At 45.7% G+C, this 16,790-nt stretch carries 17 protein-coding genes and 1 pseudogene; 12 read left to right on the forward strand and 6 right to left on the reverse strand.

What is annotated here, in order from left to right:
- Nucleotides 1–207: 207 nt before the first annotated feature.
- Both DRW07_RS01760 and DRW07_RS01765 read right to left on the reverse strand, forming a co-directional pair.
- Nucleotides 208–1,536 (reverse strand): HAMP domain-containing sensor histidine kinase, encoded by a 1,329-nt coding sequence (locus DRW07_RS01760; RefSeq protein WP_124026162.1) that lies wholly within the window; start codon nt 1,534–1,536, stop codon nt 208–210.
- 11 nt (nt 1,537–1,547) lie between these two features.
- Nucleotides 1,548–2,246 carry a response regulator transcription factor gene (locus DRW07_RS01765; RefSeq protein ID WP_124026163.1) on the reverse strand — a complete coding sequence of 233 codons (699 nt, stop codon included), beginning with the start codon at nt 2,244–2,246 and terminating at the stop codon, nt 1,548–1,550.
- Between the two features lie 148 nt (nt 2,247–2,394).
- Here DRW07_RS01765 and DRW07_RS01770 point away from each other — a divergent pair, with 148 nt between their 5' ends.
- The 3 genes and pseudogenes from DRW07_RS01770 to DRW07_RS01780 form a co-directional block, all read left to right on the forward strand.
- Nucleotides 2,395–3,120: a hypothetical protein gene (locus DRW07_RS01770; RefSeq protein WP_124026164.1), complete on the forward strand. Its 726-nt coding sequence runs from the start codon at nt 2,395–2,397 to the stop codon at nt 3,118–3,120.
- Nucleotides 3,120–3,782 carry a DUF2306 domain-containing protein gene (locus DRW07_RS01775; protein ID WP_124026165.1) on the forward strand — a complete coding sequence of 221 codons (663 nt, stop codon included), beginning with the start codon at nt 3,120–3,122 and terminating at the stop codon, nt 3,780–3,782. Before DRW07_RS01770 ends, DRW07_RS01775 begins: the two co-directional genes overlap by 1 nt.
- Before the next feature lie 44 nt (nt 3,783–3,826).
- Nucleotides 3,827–3,982, forward strand: a pseudogene (locus DRW07_RS01780) (IS30 family transposase); the annotation flags it as partial.
- Nucleotides 3,983–4,069: 87 nt separating this feature from the next.
- On the opposite strand, the gene DRW07_RS01785 reads toward DRW07_RS01780, so the two are convergent.
- Nucleotides 4,070–4,675 carry a hypothetical protein gene (locus tag DRW07_RS01785; protein WP_124026166.1) on the reverse strand — a complete coding sequence of 202 codons (606 nt, stop codon included), beginning with the start codon at nt 4,673–4,675 and terminating at the stop codon, nt 4,070–4,072.
- A gap of 91 nt (nt 4,676–4,766) precedes the next feature.
- On the opposite strand from DRW07_RS01785, the gene mobA reads away from it, so the two are divergent.
- The 8 genes from mobA (at nt 4,767) to DRW07_RS01825 (ending at nt 13,646) form a co-directional block, all read left to right on the forward strand.
- Nucleotides 4,767–5,303 carry a molybdenum cofactor guanylyltransferase gene (mobA, locus tag DRW07_RS01790; protein ID WP_165870361.1) on the forward strand — a complete coding sequence of 179 codons (537 nt, stop codon included), beginning with the start codon at nt 4,767–4,769 and terminating at the stop codon, nt 5,301–5,303.
- A 193-nt stretch (nt 5,304–5,496) separates the two neighbouring features.
- Nucleotides 5,497–6,015: a hypothetical protein gene (locus DRW07_RS01795; protein WP_124026168.1), complete on the forward strand. Its 519-nt coding sequence runs from the start codon at nt 5,497–5,499 to the stop codon at nt 6,013–6,015.
- Between the two features lie 18 nt (nt 6,016–6,033).
- Complete coding sequence (locus tag DRW07_RS01800; RefSeq protein ID WP_124026169.1) at nt 6,034–7,293, forward strand: hypothetical protein; 1,260 nt, start codon at nt 6,034–6,036, stop codon at nt 7,291–7,293.
- A 1-nt stretch (nt 7,294) separates the two neighbouring features.
- Nucleotides 7,295–8,722 carry a hypothetical protein gene (locus DRW07_RS01805; RefSeq protein WP_124026170.1) on the forward strand — a complete coding sequence of 476 codons (1,428 nt, stop codon included), beginning with the start codon at nt 7,295–7,297 and terminating at the stop codon, nt 8,720–8,722.
- 3 nt (nt 8,723–8,725) lie between these two features.
- A complete protein-coding gene (locus tag DRW07_RS01810; RefSeq protein ID WP_124026171.1) occupies nt 8,726–10,723 on the forward strand; it encodes an SUMF1/EgtB/PvdO family nonheme iron enzyme in 1,998 nt (665 codons plus the stop codon).
- Nucleotides 10,724–10,853: 130 nt separating this feature from the next.
- On the forward strand, nt 10,854–11,624 hold the full coding sequence (locus DRW07_RS01815) for a MotA/TolQ/ExbB proton channel family protein (protein WP_124026172.1): 771 nt from the start codon (nt 10,854–10,856) through the stop codon (nt 11,622–11,624).
- A 7-nt stretch (nt 11,625–11,631) separates the two neighbouring features.
- On the forward strand, nt 11,632–12,699 hold the full coding sequence (locus DRW07_RS01820; RefSeq protein ID WP_124026173.1) for a VWA domain-containing protein: 1,068 nt from the start codon (nt 11,632–11,634) through the stop codon (nt 12,697–12,699).
- Nucleotides 12,696–13,646 (forward strand): hypothetical protein, encoded by a 951-nt coding sequence (locus DRW07_RS01825; protein WP_124026174.1) that lies wholly within the window; start codon nt 12,696–12,698, stop codon nt 13,644–13,646. Before DRW07_RS01820 ends, DRW07_RS01825 begins: the two co-directional genes overlap by 4 nt.
- Here DRW07_RS01825 and DRW07_RS01830 read toward each other — a convergent pair.
- Both DRW07_RS01830 and DRW07_RS01835 read right to left on the reverse strand, forming a co-directional pair.
- Entirely contained in the window at nt 13,633–14,754 is a 1,122-nt protein-coding gene (locus DRW07_RS01830) for an aminotransferase class V-fold PLP-dependent enzyme (protein WP_124026175.1), read from the reverse strand. The genes DRW07_RS01825 and DRW07_RS01830 overlap by 14 nt on opposite strands.
- Nucleotides 14,729–15,469 (reverse strand): tryptophan 2,3-dioxygenase family protein, encoded by a 741-nt coding sequence (locus DRW07_RS01835; protein ID WP_124026176.1) that lies wholly within the window; start codon nt 15,467–15,469, stop codon nt 14,729–14,731. Before DRW07_RS01835 ends, DRW07_RS01830 begins: the two co-directional genes overlap by 26 nt.
- Nucleotides 15,470–15,601: 132 nt before the next feature.
- Between DRW07_RS01835 and DRW07_RS01840 the strand changes: the two genes are divergently transcribed.
- Nucleotides 15,602–16,054 (forward strand): Lrp/AsnC family transcriptional regulator, encoded by a 453-nt coding sequence (locus DRW07_RS01840; protein ID WP_240630477.1) that lies wholly within the window; start codon nt 15,602–15,604, stop codon nt 16,052–16,054.
- Between the two features lie 12 nt (nt 16,055–16,066).
- Here DRW07_RS01840 and DRW07_RS01845 read toward each other — a convergent pair whose 3' ends face one another.
- On the reverse strand, nt 16,067–16,789 hold the full coding sequence (locus DRW07_RS01845) for a fumarate reductase iron-sulfur subunit (protein ID WP_124026178.1): 723 nt from the start codon (nt 16,787–16,789) through the stop codon (nt 16,067–16,069).
- Between the last annotated feature and the right edge of the window lies 1 nt (nt 16,790).

Consider the following 16,790-nt stretch of genomic DNA (forward strand, 5'->3'; position numbering starts at 1 on the left):
AACTATTTGGGATTAGTCGTCACTTAACCTGACATTTTCACAGATAGAGCTAGACCAAATCTGACAGTCTCTTGTGTATTGCTGCCGGTCAGTTTTTATTGAGTCAACTGCACAGAAGGGCATTAAGCGGTCATTCGGCAGACACGTTACTGGCTCAATGCTAATGAACATTTATTCGCCATCGGAAGAGCTTTAAAGATTGGGAGTCTAGGTATTTATTCCAACAATCGGCAATATAAACGTAAACTCACTACCTTTATTTAGCTCGCTTTTTACTAGCAAATCACCGCCATGGGCCATCGCGATCCGTTTACATAGGAATAACCCCAAACCAATGCCATCGTTGCTTCTATTATTCACGTTATCTGCTTGCGAAAAGGGCTCAAATAGTCTTTCTAAAAACTCGGGTTCTATTCCCGTACCAAAGTCTCTTACCGCTATGGCAACTTGGTTTTCATCTTGTTTACAGGTGATCATAACCGGACTCGAATTTGCAGAGTGTTTTATGGCGTTTTCGATTAAGTTGCGAACCACGAATGTAAACCGACCGAGATCGATGTTAATTACGATCTCTGGGATGACACCTTCTACGCTGATCTGTTCATTTTCATCAAAACTTCTAATGATGTCGTTCATTACGTTGGGGAAAAAGTAGGACTCCAGGTTGAGTAACTTGTGTGAGTCTCGAAGCCGCTCACTTTCCAACAGTTGCTCGACAATAGCATCCATTTTATTGATTTCTAGACCTAGCTTGGAGACCGTTTCTCCACTGTCCAAAATTGCCAATAATACCTTCATTCTTGCCATTGGCGATCTCAATTCATGGCTTACCGACAGCAACAGTTCATTTTTTGAGGCAAACAATTCTTCTAAATTCTCAGCCATTCCGTTTAGTCCGTTAGTTAATTTGCCAAGGTCATTAGCTGGGTGTGATTCAATTCGGTGCTTGAGGTTGCCTTTGCTAATTTGTGACGCACTTTCTATAGCGTTTTGTATCGGACTTAGTTGAGCGTTAAGAGCTTTGTAGCTAATGAGCAACACTATTAAAACGGCGAACCATGGCCAAAGCACTAACCAGTTAGGGTATACAATCAGATTGGCAATTTGTGACGTGACTGAAATGGTAGTGTCGTTGGACGTGGCAGACACAAAGTATTTAGAACCCACTTTTGAGAAAAACAGTTTGCCAAGGGGAACAGCATTTTCCATAAGTTCCGAGGGTTCTGGCAGTGGGCTTCCGGTTCTCCAAACTTCCTCTCCTCTTTTAATTTGAATCGTGACGCGATTTTTCTTGGCCTCTGTTTTAAGGTTTTCAATGTCTATTTGCCCTTCGACTAGTTTTGACATCATTTCATACAAGGCCTCGTGGCGATCAAGAACAATCCTTTGAGCGTCTTTTTCTGACAGTGAAAAGCTGCCTAATACAATTAAGATAACCAGCAAAATAGTGGTGGCGGTAAATAATAATAAGAATCGCGTATAAAGATTCAGGTTGGGAAACCGCACATTTGCAATGCTCGTGTTTGGAAAATTCATAATGGATGACTTTATAAGGGGGCAGCAATAAAGGTGTAGCCTATACCTCTAATGGTTTTGATAAACCTTGGGGAGGCCGCTGAATCATTGAGTTTTTGTCGAAGTCGGCTCAGCAATATATCAACAGCACGCCCATATAAATCGACTTCAACGCCTTTTAGGGCACCTGTGATTTGTTCTCGGTTGAATACTTTCCCAGGGTGAGTTGCGAGCGCATGAAGCAAGTGAAACTCCATGCCAGACAGGTTAATTTCACAACCGTCAACCTTAACCAATTGTTGAGCAGGAAGAATGTCTAACCCTGAAAACTGAATAGCTTTGCTTTCAGATGGTTCGGGCCTTGGTTGACGCTCGCTTCGCCGCATTAATGTTTGTACTCTAGCCAGCAGTTCAAGAGGTTCAAAAGGTTTGGGTAAATAGTCATCAACGCCAATTTCAAAACCTTGAATTTTGTCTTCTAATTTACCTCTGGCGGTCAACATAATGATCGGCAAATTCGACTTTTCTCTGATTTGCTTACATAAGGTGAATCCATCTACCTTTGGCATCATCACGTCTAATAGCAGGAGCTTTGGCTCTGATTCTTCTATCAGTTTTAATCCAACTAGTGGTTCATTGGCAACAACCAAATCCAAATCATATTTTTTAAAGAAAACCGACAAGTTGTCTGTTAGGTCCTTGTCGTCATCAATCACTAAGATGTTGTTCATTTACTTATACGTATCTGTTGGTTAACAGCAATAGTGGTTTATTGAAAAGCTAAAAACAAATTATTAGATGCGATTGTTACACTATGTTACCCAGCGTCCTATCTTCACTATGTAACATAGCTCCTGAATAAACTAATGGGAGCTTATTATGCAGATGCTGAAACAAGAAAAAGATATGCGTTTAGCGCGAGTATTAGCGAGTTTGATGCTCGCTCAAATGGTCATAGGCATACTTTTGAACTTTCACTTTTTAAAACCCTTGTTGAGATATGATGGTTCAGTACCCGCAGAGCAACTAACCTTTGTTTTGGGGTGTGCGACCCTGTTGGCAATGTTTGTCAGCTCCCTTAACGTAGCGTTTGGTTTGTTGATGCCAAAAGCGAAAGTAAAAGAGCATCAAGGTATGTTCATTGCTCTTATTGCATTTGCATCAATTGGGGTTGCAATGAGCGCCAGCGAGTATGCAAAGCTTTCTGAATATGTAGCCTTTTTATCGTCAACTTATTCTGTAGATCCAGTATCAAGTGATACAACGCTAGAGCACTTGAAACAAATGCTGGCTACGGGGCGAAATGAAGCACACTTTTCCGCAATCTTTGTTTCTAGCATAAGCTTGTTATTTTTTTATGGCTTGTTGTATCGAGCTGCAATGCTACCCGTTTATCTAGCTGTTTTTGCTCTTTTTTCCACACTATTCCAGCTGGTAGCAGTAGGTTATACCTTCTTCGAGTTGTCGATTCCAACCATCATTCAACTGCCTCTCGTGGTCACTCAGATTGCTGTACCTGTTTATTTTTTTGTCGTCGGTTTTAAGAGTGAAACTATCGACGCAGATTGTCAGATTGAACAATCGAGCCAGCAGGAAGCAAACTGATGATGTCATCCATATTGATATTTCATATTTGCGCCGGAGCAATTGGGCTATTGGCAGGATATGTAGTGATATTTATAAAAAAGGGACAGGTTGGTCACAAGTACCTAGGCCGAGTCTATGTTGTTTGCATGCTATCCCTCGGCTTAAGTGGGACATACATCGCTGTTTTTAGAGAAGTGCCGCTATCCATTCTGAACGGACTGGTACTCTGTTACTTTGTTTTATCCTCTCTAAACACAATTTGGCAAGCCCCAAAACGCATCAATTATCTCGATAAGCTGCTGTTTGCATTCGTAACTTTCATAATCCTTGGGTTTGTTTGGTATGGCTATCAAGCCACTCAAGCGGAAGGAGGAAAACTTGGTGGCTTTGGTGTAGAGGCTTATATCGTATTCGGCAGTGTGATGTTGTGTTGCTGTATTGGTGACTATCGCAACCTCAATCAAGGCGGTTCGGTGGGTAACAGCCGCTTGGTAAGGCATCTATGGAGAATGTTTTTTCCGTTGTTTATGTCTACAGCTGCATTTTTTCTAGGACAAGCACGGCTCTTACCAGACCCTTTACAAAAGACCGAAATCTTACTTGCGCCAGTGCTTTTAGTCATCTTATCTGGGATTTATTGGGTTTTCAAAGTTCCTAGGTACGGCTTTAAACCTCGTTAAGACATTTACTTTTAGTATCTGATACTGCTTAAAGTAGAGATAATTATCTTTGCGATCCTTACTCACCGTGGCAACGTGGTACCAATGAAAACACCAATCGATGACTGCGGCAGTATTTTCCAAAAAGTACCGACTTATCGGTACACAGCCAACAAAAACTTAGCAGTGTAGCGAGACAACTTAACGAAAGACCAAAATAGTTGAAACCTGGCAACTGCACCAGTGGGAATAGCCAGGCTCCATGTCGGTAGGATAACGTTGAGTTTCTTTGCCGACAGTCTATGCGTTTACCTTTCGGTTACTATTTCAACAATTTTCGCTGCATGTTTTTCGATAGCCGCACTGATTTTTTGAGTATCGCCAAGCACGTCCTTCTCAATTTTTTTGATGAGCGCCTCGTTTTCACGGAGCGCCAACTCTGATGTACGAAGCTCTTTTTCATGCAGCCTCACTTTTTCTTCCACTTTTTCTGCTTTCAATCTGATATCTTTAAGTGTCAAGTTTTCTATGTTTTCTAGTGCTTCCAACTCAGGCTTCATTTCCTCCATCACAATGGCAATCTCATGGCTACGACTCTCAATCTCTTTTAATACAGGTGCCATGGTCTCTTCAAATTTGTGCAGCTTTGCTTCTTCAATGGCCATCTCTTCGTGAATGACAGAAAGTTTAGCCTGTTGCTCTTCAGACAGCTCATCCCATTCATACTTTGTCCCGTTGATATAGTAAGTGGGGTGGTCTGTGTCATTGTGACGAATAGTCAGGCCGTTGCCCTTTATTTTGCTCAAATGCACACTGTGAACATCGGCCTGCGTTGTTGAACTAATTAAGACAAGCGCCGCAATAAGGCTTGATACGAAAGTGGAGATAAATATTTTTAACGTGGGTAACGACATGATAATTCCTGTTTGTACTGTTCTTACTATTTTTAATAGTCGAGAATGCGTTTTAAATAGTTTGGAAATATTGAAAAAAAGGCTAATGCAAATGGCGTTTTTGGGAGTCATTCTTGCTGGTGGAAAAAGTGAGCGGATGGGGCGAGACAAGGCGACCATGCAATGGCAAGGGGAAAGCTGGTTATCTCATATGGCCTCGCTACTCAAGACTGCTGGCGCAAAAGAGGTGATTGTGTGTGGCCGAGAAGCGCCACCCTACGTATTTTTGCCCGATATTTACCCCAATGCAGGCCCCCTTGGTGGTATCCACGCAGCCCTCCGATATTCGCTTTCTGTGCACCAACTTCCCTTGCTTATTGTGCCAGTAGATATCCCTTCTGCCACCGCTGAAGATCTTGTAACGCTAGTGCAACACAGTAATAAAGCGGAGGCAGTGACTTACAAACGCTCCCCTTTACCGATATACCTAAATGCTGATGCTAGTCAGTTGACAAATTTGGAAGCTATTCTTAACAACGACACCATGAACAATGCGATACATCATTGGCTAGAAAACGTCTTGCATTTTGAATTGCCCGTGTCGCCGCCGTTTAAAAATATCAACCGCCTGTCTGACTTGGAGGCGTGAAAGTCGGAGTAGAATTGCCCAGGGAATTGTATAATTTCGTCAACGAATAAAGCGTGCCTCTATGGCTATTATATGTTTTAAAACAAGAGGTTAAGTTGATTAATGCGTCTCCAATAAAACGTAAAAAAGTGTGTTTCACATTGCTTTTCACCGAGGAACACGCAGAATACTATAAATAAGATAAGGGGGAAGCATGACACAAGTTTTAAAGCTGGCGCTTTGGTTTGCTGTTTTTTCTATGGCTTCAACCTCCGGTGCCATGGCTACGTCCATTAAAGGGCTGGCGTTTGACTGCACGGGCGTCGAATTATCACAAGCGAATCAGGCCAATTTAACTGACGCGGAAAAGTTGCTGTTAATGCAACAGGCACTCATTGACAGTGTCGATCAATACAGTTCATGCATGAAAAAGGTGCAGGATGACATGGTCAACAATGGCTCTGAAACGGGTAGTGATGGCGGTGCGGCCACTGCAAGCCAAGCCAAGGACGGTTCGGTAGTATCACAAACAAACGATAATAACGTTGAGCAAACCCCGTCAATACCGCCACCTAAAACGGTTACGTCGAATGGCCGCGGACCCAAGGTTATCCCGCCAGCAGACAATGCCAGTGCAATATGTAAATTGTTGTATGAAGAAATTAAAAGTGAACAGGACAGCACAACTCAACAGCGTTTATCTGAAGAATACAAACGCTATGGTTGTCAGTAAGTTGGTCGAGGAATCATTATGAAAAAAACGTGGCTTTGGATGATCGTCAGTGCCGTAGTGGTGTTGGCAGGGTGTCAGAGTACAAGTCATCGGGGCACTACGCTCTCAGTCGGACCAGGCTCGGGATTGTCTCAATCTCAGATTGGAAACATCGAGCGCACTTACGCCTACAACAGTGATATCTATTTAGACGTCGCTATTCCTGTTTTTAACCCTGGTTTTCCGCTGGACGCTGCGGGCGAAATCGACTTTGAAGCGCTGAATGACATGGATATTTGGCCACAATTGCGTCGGGCCGAAGCAAAGCGATTTGCTATTCAAACGCGCAATGCGCTGCAGGACACCAAATCGTTTGGTGCGGTGTCAGTGGTTCCAACAGCCAATACAACCGCAGACATTTTTGTATTGGGTACCATATTGCATTCTGACTCTGAAATTATTGAGCTTGAAGCTATGGTGCTGGATAGCTCGGGAGAAATTATTGGCTCAGAAACCTTTGAACATCAAGTTTCAGAAGGTTTTTTTCGTGATGCTTATAACCAAGGTAAAAACCCCTATGAGCCTGTGTTTAAAGACATTGCTTACTATGTTTATCAGTTGGTTAAACGGCTTCCAGATGCACAAAAACAACGCATTAAAGACACGAGTTTGGTGAGATATGCGCATTATTACTCACCGGAAGCCTTTGATGGTTACCTTACATCTTCTGTAAAGCGAAAAGGCGGAGTCAGATATAACAAAGTCGAGCTTACCGCTTTGCCCGCTGAGAATGACCCTATGCTGAAGCGTATCGAAGTGCTGCGACAGCAAGACATGCTGTTTGTCGACAGACTTCAAGATCAGTTTGATGTGTTTGATAAGACCACAGAATCTCCATACAGACAGTGGCAGGAAGAAACCCTACCTGAAGTGATCCGTGCCAAAGAAGCCCGTTCAGAGCGCAATACAAAAGTCGTTGTGGGTGTGTTGGGATTAATAGCCGCTGCCACCTTAGGGAACAAAAGTAATTCGACGGGAACCAATGTTGCTAAAACAGCGGGTGCACTGGGCAGTGCTTGGCTGTTAAAAGATGCTTGGCAAGCCAATCAAAACCTAAAAGTAGCGTCTGCGGTAATCGAAGAAATGGGGCAGGGCTTGGACATTGCCGTTAGCCCGACAGTGATGGAGTTTAATGAACAAGAAGTGGTACTAACTGGGTCTGCTTCACAGCAATATGAGCAATGGAAAGCGCAGTTAAAGTCGATGTATGAACTAGAAACCGGAAACATTCAGGATTAGCGTGTCTCAGCAAAGTCTCGATCAACAACTCGCTGAGCAGCAAAGACGTCTCAGGCTGCGCCGAAGGAATCGTCTTGCCTTGGTTTGTCTTGCAGTGACGGGGCTGGCAGTGGCTGTATTTGCCTCACAATTACTGTTTACCGAGGGCCAGTCTGCTGGGCAATTTGCGCGTGAGCCGGTATTGACCGCAGAACAGAAAGAAAAATCCAGAGACGCTTTTATGCAGTCATTATTAGAGTTTGAGCAGAGCCGAGAAAGCATGCTTGCTGAGAGTCATATCCAAAGCTTTGACCGGGATGAATATAACCGTATTAAAAATACCAAGGAGGCAGCACTGGCTGCTTTTGCTCGTGGTGAGTTTAAGGTTGCCAATCGGGCGATTGATGAAGCTGATAGCAAAGCGCAAGCTTATTTATCACAGTGGGAAACGGCATTTGAGTCGCTTTATCGGGACGCGGCACAGGCTTTTGTTAACGGCGATATTGATACCGCACAGTTTGCATATCAACAAGCCAGACAACGCAACCCTGGTTCGGAAAAGCTAAAAGCACTGGGTCGACGCATTTTTGCTTATGATCAGGTAGAGCAGCTGCTGGCGCAGTATCGTGCAGCAATTGCAGAAAACAATACGGGTAAACAGATTCAATTGTTAACTCGGGCTTTGCAGTTAGATCCGGCACGGGTAGAGTTACAACCGCTTATCGATGAATTAACTGCTGCTGAGCGGACAGACAAAGTGGCGGCTTTGGTGGAAGAAGGCAACAAGGCTCTGGCCAACAATCAGCTGGAAAGAGCCCGGCAACATCTTAGTCAAGCGAGCACGTTGGACAGCAAGGATGCTGGCGTGCGCGCCGCCATGCAAGCACTTGAGCAACGCACTAAAACCGATCAGCTTTTTCAGTTGCTTGCTGAACTCGATGTCAACGTTAACGCTGATGACTGGCAAGCAGTTAGTACATTAGCTAAGTCGGCGTTGACCACTTATCCAAATAATAAGGCATTAAAGCAATTGGCAAGCACGGCCAACGACATTGTGGCTAAAAGCGCTGAGTTTAAGGGGTTTATGGCCCGCTCCACTGCGTTTTACGACAGTGGATTCCGACAACGGGTCCGACAAGCGTTGATGAGCAATGAACACCTACTTTCTCACTCCGCAATGCTAGCCGGTCAGGCTGAAGCTATACGGGATAAATTAAAAAAGATGGAAACCCCCGTAATGGTTACACTGACATCAGATGGAAAAACCCATGTCACTATATTTAAAGAAGCCAGTTTGGGTAAATTTGAACGGACAGATAAGACAATGCTACCCGGTACCTATCGTGTTGAAGGCCGCTGTGACGGATATCAGACTATACAAAAAGACCTGCGCGTTGAAGCCACATCTGACCCTATCATGCTGCACATAGCCTGTGAAAAAAGGATATAAACAATGACAGGTTTAGACAGGCAGCTTAAAGCGCGACAAAAAAGTGGTTTGGGATGGCTCATCGCTGGTGGGCTGGGTTCTGCATGCGTACTTGTGGCTTTTGTACTTTGGCTTTTTGTTGTCAAAGGACACAGTATTACGGTGTTGCCTAAAGAGGCTGCAGACGCTGGCAGTTTTCAGGTGAAAGCAGGGCTGGCAACCATGTTAGGGAATAGTCTCTACCGCATTGGTACTAACGTCGAGTTATTGATTTCTTCACCTGAATATTCCTCGCAAACAGTCAAAATTGGCACCGATTCACCGAGTGCTGTTACCGTAACGCTCACACCAAAACCAGGGCGAGTAAGGGCCAATATCGCCTCTTTACACGACAGCAACGTATCTTGGTTTCTCGATGGCGCACCGCTCGCGAGAAGTAACCCTTTAGACACCTTCATCCCGCCTGGCGAATATACTCTGAGTGCCGACCACCCTCATTACCAGCCATTTTCAACTGCCCTAGTAGTAAAACGTGCCAGCCAGCAATCGCTGGATGTCAGTTTAAAGCCGGTACAAGGTGGCATTGATGTCGCTTCTGTACCGTCGGGTGCGCGCTTATATCTCAATGGACAGGAAGTGGGAACAACGCCCATACAACTATCGTTAGAGGGGGGAAAGTATGAAGTGGCTGTGCAACTCAAGGGATTTGAAACCTCGCAGGAAACCTTGTCTATTAATCAGCTTACGCCAATGCAAACACGTAATTATCAGCTGCTCCCCGAGCAGGCCAAACTGTCCATTAGGCTTGAGCCTGAGGGTGGGGATCTACTGATCAATGGGGTTTCTGGGCAACCGGGAACAAACAGCATTGACGCCAATCGAAATCACCTTGTTCGCTATAGCAAGACGGGGTACACCTCGTTCGAGAGACAAGTTAACCTAGCGCACAAAGCAGAACAGGCACTCGATATTGTCCTGAAGAAAAGTGTTGGAGAGGTCAGCATCAATGCTAATGTGCCAGCGCTTATCGAAGTAAATGGCGTGGCGCAAGGAGAGTCTCCGCTGCAATTAACATTGCAAACCCTGCCACATACCTTACGCATTAGCCGGCCTGGGTACAGGGCACAATCAATCAAGGTGACGCCAAATGCGCAAAAGATGCAAAACCTTGATATTAAATTACTGACCGAGTTTGACGCGCGCCGTCAGGAAGGACAAGCTTTGTTCGCTGACGTTTTAGGCATACGAACACGCTTAGTGAAACCTGATGCCTTTACCATGGGATCTCCTCAGAATGAAGCAGGTAGATTGCGACATGAGCACCCCGTAAATGTCGATTTTGATTACCGTTTGTGGGTTGGGGTGACTGAGGTTACTGAAGCACAGTTTGCTGCCTATGACGCCAACCGGCCCATTTCAAACCTGCCAGTGACTAACGTAGATTGGATCGATGCTGCGAAGTACTGTAACTGGTTAAGCGAGAAAGAAGCATTAACGCCTGTGTATGCGATACAAGCGAATAGGGTGGTAGAGGTTAATTACAACGCCGATGGTTACCGTTTGCCAACAGAGGCTGAATGGGAATGGCTTGCTAAGAAATCTCGCCGGGCGACGGAAACGCAGTTTGTATGGGGAAGCAGTGAAAGGATACCTGAAAAGGCGGGAAATTTTGCTGATCAATCAGTAAAGGGGCAGCAGTTGTTTTTCTTTGACACCATTAATGATGGATTCGCGGGGCGGTCACCCGTGGGTAGTTTCAAGCCTGATCGTCTTGGCCTTTACGATCTGGCCGGCAACGTAAGTGAATGGGTTCAGGATTTTTACACGACTGCCCCTCCCGATTTGGACAAGGTTCACTTGAACTATACCGGGCCGGCAAGGGGCCAGCAGTTTGTTGTCAAAGGTAGTAACTTCAACTCTGGCAGACTGAAAGCATTGCGCAGCGCTATGCGTATTGTGGGAGAAGGGCCAGCAGACAACATTGGCTTCAGAGTGGTGCGCAAAGCTAGAGGAACCGAATAATGAAATCAATAAATAAACGTTGGATATTCGTCATTCTGGTGTTGTTGATTGTTGCAGGAAGTGCAGCAGCAGTCAGTATTAGCCTCAACTCCCCTGCACCTTTACCTATTGACATTTAGGAGACGAGAAAATGGGCACAGAAAGTACAAGAATGAACTTCCCGCCTTTAATGTCTTTGGGCGTATTTCTGGCTGTTTTATTGATTGTTCACCTCTTCTACCAAGGGCTGGTACTGCCACTGTCTGAAGCGGCTATTGCAGCTCAAGGTGCCGGAGCAACAGTAAACCTTTGGGTCATCCTTAAAGACATGGAACAACAAATCGTGCTTTCTTTAGGGGTGTTTTGCCTGATTTTAATGGGCTACAAATACTACCGTATTGTGGCTAAAGAAGAGCCTGTATTTACCTTTGATTATTTGAGTCACTTGCCAAAAGACCAACCGCTTGATGTAGAAGAAGCTATGCAGACCTTGCAAAGTAGTGCTCATGCCAGTAACAGCTCAATCGCCACCTGGATAAACTGTTTGCGCCGCTATCAAAACACGAAAAATGTGCAACATGCCGCAGAGGCAATTACCGACAGTGTAGAATCCTTGGCCGCACAGTTAGAGTCGGGCAACAGTCTTATTCGATTCTTTATTTGGGCGATTCCGAGTATTGGGTTTGTGGGCACAGTGCGTGGAATAGGTGCCGCATTGGCACAAGCTGAACAGGCTGTAAATGGCGACATTGCTGGTATGGTTGACAAGCTAGGTGTGGCGTTTAACTCTACGTTGGTGTCTTTGGTTGTGTCCATCATCCTTATGTATATGCTGCACTTGCTGAATAACCGTCAGGATGAGATGGTGCTGAAGACAAAAATCAATTGTGAAACACATCTGCTGACGCACTTGCACAAGTAATCATCCAATGGTCAAGCGAAGACAAGAAGAGGGCTTTAATCTTTCTTTTCTGGATGTTATGGCATGCGGACTCGGTGCTGTATTGATGATTTTGATCCTGGTGAAGTTTCAGGGCCACTCCAGTATGCCTGACACTGAGGTCGAGCGATTGGAACAGGCCTTAGCGGCGCAGTCAGCAGAAAAGTCTCAACAGCAAAGCGCATTAACATTGCGTCGTCAAAGCCTGAAAGAGGCCACTGCTACTCAGGATGATCTTACTCAAAAAATAACGTCTCTAAGGTCAAAACTGCAAGATACTCAAAACGCCATTAACGATGAAAAAGCCATAATCGCTGAATTAGAGCAAGCTATTGCCGCTGCCGCGCCCGAACAAGCTGATGACCCGATAGAGCTTGTCAGCAAAGGAGAGGAAAAATACCTGATTGGCTTAAGTATCCAGGGAACAAACATTGGCATTTTGCTCGACACCAGTGCGTCAATGACCGACGACGATGTCGTGAGTATTATTCGGCGAAAAATTGCCAATGATGAGGTTAAGAAACAGGGGCCAAAGTGGAAGCGTTCAGTGAATGTTGCAAAATGGATGTTGGCCAGATTACCTACGCAAGCGAATGTCAGCGTTGTGTCCTTTAACAAAGAAGCAAAGGTTTTGGGTCAGAATAAGATAAACCAAGCCGACGACAGCACTCAACTAGCGACCTTATTAAGTGAAATAGACGAACTCGTGCCAACCCATGGCACCGACTTGAGTAGGGCGCTTCAAACCATCACAGCCGCAATGCCAACCTTGAGCCATCTTTATGTGATCACTGATGGTCTACCTACTTTGCTGTCAGAGGGCAGTGGATTTCAGGAAAGCCGCGGATGCAGGCCAGTTAGTGGAAATGATACCACTATCACTGGGGATTGCCGTATGCGGCTGTTTTTACACGCGTTTAAGCAGCATGCACCCAAAGTGCCTACCAGTATTGTTCTGCTGCCCTTAGAAGGCGACTCGCAGGCACAGGCCGCCTATTGGGATTGGGCTGATATCTCAGGCGGCACCATGATAAGCCCTGCGGGGAACTGGCCATGAAAAAAACACGCGCGCCCATCGCACTATTCAGCTTGTCATTTCTCGACATTATCTCTTGTGCATTTGGCGCTGTTGTTATGCTAATACTACTAGCAAAAAATGGCGACGACGGTGAACTCTCGGACGTTTCCTCTATCGCCGAGCTCATCGTTCAACTGGACACGTTAGAACAACAACGTCAGTCGCTTGAACAACAAAACACCTCGACTGAGCAGTCTTTAGCTGCACTGTCTGCTTCAGTGTTGCGCAGTCGCGATCAGCTGCAAGTGTTGGAATCTGAGTTGGCTCAGGCTCAGAATGAGCAGCGTATGTTGGAGGATCAGGCCAGTGGACTTGAACAGGTGTTATTAGAGCGGGAGAGAGCGGCCATTGCGGTGAACCAGAATGAACGAAGGGATGAAAATGTTGGGGGGATCCCAGTTGATAGTAATTTTGTAGTATTTGTTGTTGATACATCAGGTTCGATGAAAAACATGTGGCCTCGCGTTATGCAGACAATGAATGATTTGTTGAATACCCATCCCGACGTGGAGGGTTTTCAAATTATTTCTGATAACGGCGACGTGTTAGGGGGGCGAAGACTTGGCAGCTGGCGTCAAGATAGCCCCACAGAGCGGCGACGCGCACTTTCGCAAATGCGCAACTGGAATGGCAGTTCAAGTAGCTCCCCGGTTGAAGGCATTGAATCGGCTTTGCGGGTATATCGGGGGAAGGCAGGAGATTTAGCCTTATACGTGTTAGGCGATGACTACTCAGGTGGCAGTTATGACGAAACCCTGAGTGCGATTAATAAATTGAATGATGCAGGAAATGGCAACAAGATTGCCCGCATTCACGGCGTTGGATTCAAGCCCAATGCGTTTGGACTTGAATCAACCATGATGCGTTTTTCTACCTTGATGCGTGAGGTGGCGCATCAAAATAATGGCGCGTTTATAGCGATGTAGCGTTTAAGGCATCAATAATCTGTGCCGCTTCTTGAACATCATTGTATATATGTAACGACAGGCGAAGTGTATTTGCTCTTTGATCAAAGAAGCAGTGTTGTTCAGTGAGTAATTTCGCTGTTTTAATCGCATTGTATTTTTCCAACGTCAGGCACAAGGTGCCGCCGTTGGCATCTAAATTGACGGGTTTAATATTGGCTGTGTCTATACTGTTGAGCACATAGCTGAGTAACTTGCGATTGTGCTGAAATATCGTGTCTATGCCGATCTCGAGCATGCAACCAATACTGGTTGCGGCCACAGCAAAAGGTGCAATAGAGGGGGTACCGCCCATAAAGCGCATTGCAGATTCAGCATAGTCAAAATGTCTGATATCAAACTCAAAGGGGTCTTGATGAGAGAACCAACCAACGTCGGACGGTTTTAATGACGGTAACACATCGGCGTTTATCCAGAGATAGCCCGCGCCGGGACCACCGCACAACCACTTAACACATGAGCCAATAACACAATCAACTTGCCACTGACGAAGAGAAATGGGAATGATCCCTGCGGACTGTGCAATATCGACTATGCTAAACACGCCTCGCTCTTTACATAGCTCTGCTATTTCTTGAACGGGGGATAACACGCCAGTATTGGAGTGCACATGCGTGATCAAACACGCCAGGGTGTTGTTGCAAATTGCTTCTCGCCACGCTTCAGGATCACTGGCTGAGCGCTGGCTCTCTATCAACTGCAATTGCAGGCCTGCGGAAGAAAGCGCATCGACGACGAACCCCATGGATGGAAACGCGTCAGCATGCATCAGCACAATCTTTTTGTCGCTATTTTGCGACATAGCTACCAATATCTTTGTCAGAGCACTGGACAAGTTAACCTGAGCACAAAAGTCGTCGGCTTTGCCATCAAGAAGTGTGGCTAGCTGATGATGGAAGTGATCGATTACGCCCATCCAAGTGGGCCAGGCATCACCGCCTTGCTGTTTCCAAGGCTTAAGGTAGTTATCGTGCAATGCCTGCTCGCTGACTTTAGGTAAGCAGCCTACTGAGTGGCTCAGAAAATAAGGCGACTTGGGTAAATTAAACTGTTTTTGATATGGATTCACGTACTTCTCCGTATTCACCGCCCCAACGGTCTGTCATTTCGCAACGGATGTCCCACAGCGCCGGGAAAAAGCGATGACGGGTGCCTGACTGCAAGAGCTCAACAGGTCTGCCTTTTAGTGACTTTGAGCCTAGACCAATTGAACGGTGAATAAGGAATAAGTGATTACTGCGAAATTTCTGCATTAACTCATCAAATTCAATGAGGGCCTCGGCCACCACATAGCTGTCGTCGTGCGCATACTCTTCATTGTATATTGCGGCCACTGTCTTTCCGCGCCCGGTGAGGTATTTGTCTTCAAATACTTTCCACATGTCATTGGGCATCTTTAATAGGGTTCTGAAACCTGGTGATTCCTGCCCGCTACCGTTTCCTAATTGCAAACGTATTTGCTGATATTCTTTTGGGGACATTGTCTCCAGTACATCGAGCTGTTCTATCATAAGACGCTGCAGACCATGTACGCGTTTCATTAAGGTCACGACTCTGTGGGTGTTCTCTTGTTCCATGTATTCAAGTACATCAACCAGCGTGTAAATGATGAGTTTCATCCACAACTCTTCTACCTGATGCACGATCTGAAACTGCAGTTCGTCTGCATTGCACAAATCGTTCAGCGGTTTTTGACTGGACAGCAATTTGTCACATTGCAGATACACGCCATAGTCAAGCATTTCGGGGTTGTTGAGCATGTGATGATATTTTTTTCGGAACATAGGGCCGTGACTCACAGGAAAATAATTCGACTATCGTAAACAACTCACTCACAAACATTGTTCCAAATATTCTTTATTATGGTTTATTCTTGGAACATTGTTTCAAATTTACGTTTAAATAGGGTTATTGTTTTGGATTCTATTGACAAAAAGTTGCTGGCGGCCTTAGAAAATGATGCCAGGCAGTCATTTTCAGCCTTGGGCGAATGTGTGGGTTTGAGTAAAACGCCCTGTTGGAACAGAGTGAAGGCACTGAATGAAAGCGGTGTAGTGCAGAGTTATGGCGCCAGACTTGATCCGGAAAAGCTCGGCATTCACATAAAGGCCATTGTTCACGTAGTGGTGGATTTTGCGGAGTATCAGGCTTTCGAATCAGCGATCATTGCCCACCGTCAGGTGCGTTCCTGTCAGGCGGTAACCGGTGAGTTTGACTATGTACTCGAAGTGTTTGCTACCAACATGGGACAGTTTGACGAACTGTTAAGAAACCAGCTTAGCCAGCTGCCGGGGGTGCAGCGGTTCAATACTGCAATTGCCACGCGAAGTGTTAAAGTGGGTGCGCCTTATACTGGTATGATGATTTAGTTAGCAACTCCATTAGAGGGCTGTCAGCATCTGGCGTCGTAAATATGCAATTTGAGTTTGGTGGCTGAGGTTTTTCGGGCATACATCCTGGCAGCCCAACAGCGTCATACAGCCAAAAACCCCATTTTCATTGCCTAACACCTCGTAATAGTCTTTTGACGTGCGACTGTCACGAGGATCGAGCGCAAATCGTGCCAGCTTTATCATTCCAACAGCACCAATAAATTCGTCTTTCATTGCTTTGGTGGCGCAAGCAGAGACGCAGCAACCACATTCAATACAACGGTCCAGTTCATAAATGGCTTCAGCCTTAGCTGGTTCCATACGTGCCTCAATCTGATGGATAGAGATGCTTTGCTCATGGTGGGAATGCAGCCAGGCTCCAATGCGTTCAGACAATGCCCGCATGAACTTACCCGTATTTACAGACAGGTCGCCAATCAGTTCAAAACCGGGTAACGGATGCAGATGTATATGCCCGTCTGTATACTGAGAAGTGAGTGTCCGACAGGCCAGAACAGGCGTACCGTTGACCACCATACCCGAGCTACCACAAATACCGGCGCGACAGACAAAATCAAACTTAAGGTCGGGAGCCTGATGTTCCCGGATGGCATTGAGTGCAATAAACAATGTCATGCCGTCTGTCTCTTCAAGCTGATACTGTTCTACACGAGGCTGATCGTTTTCAAGCTGAGGATCGAAGCGAAAAATATGGAAGGTGAGGGTTCTCATT

Origin of the sequence: Paralteromonas sediminis (genome assembly GCF_003820355.1) — a bacterium.
Classification (GTDB): Bacteria; Pseudomonadota; Gammaproteobacteria; order Enterobacterales; family Alteromonadaceae; genus Alteromonas_F; species Alteromonas_F sediminis.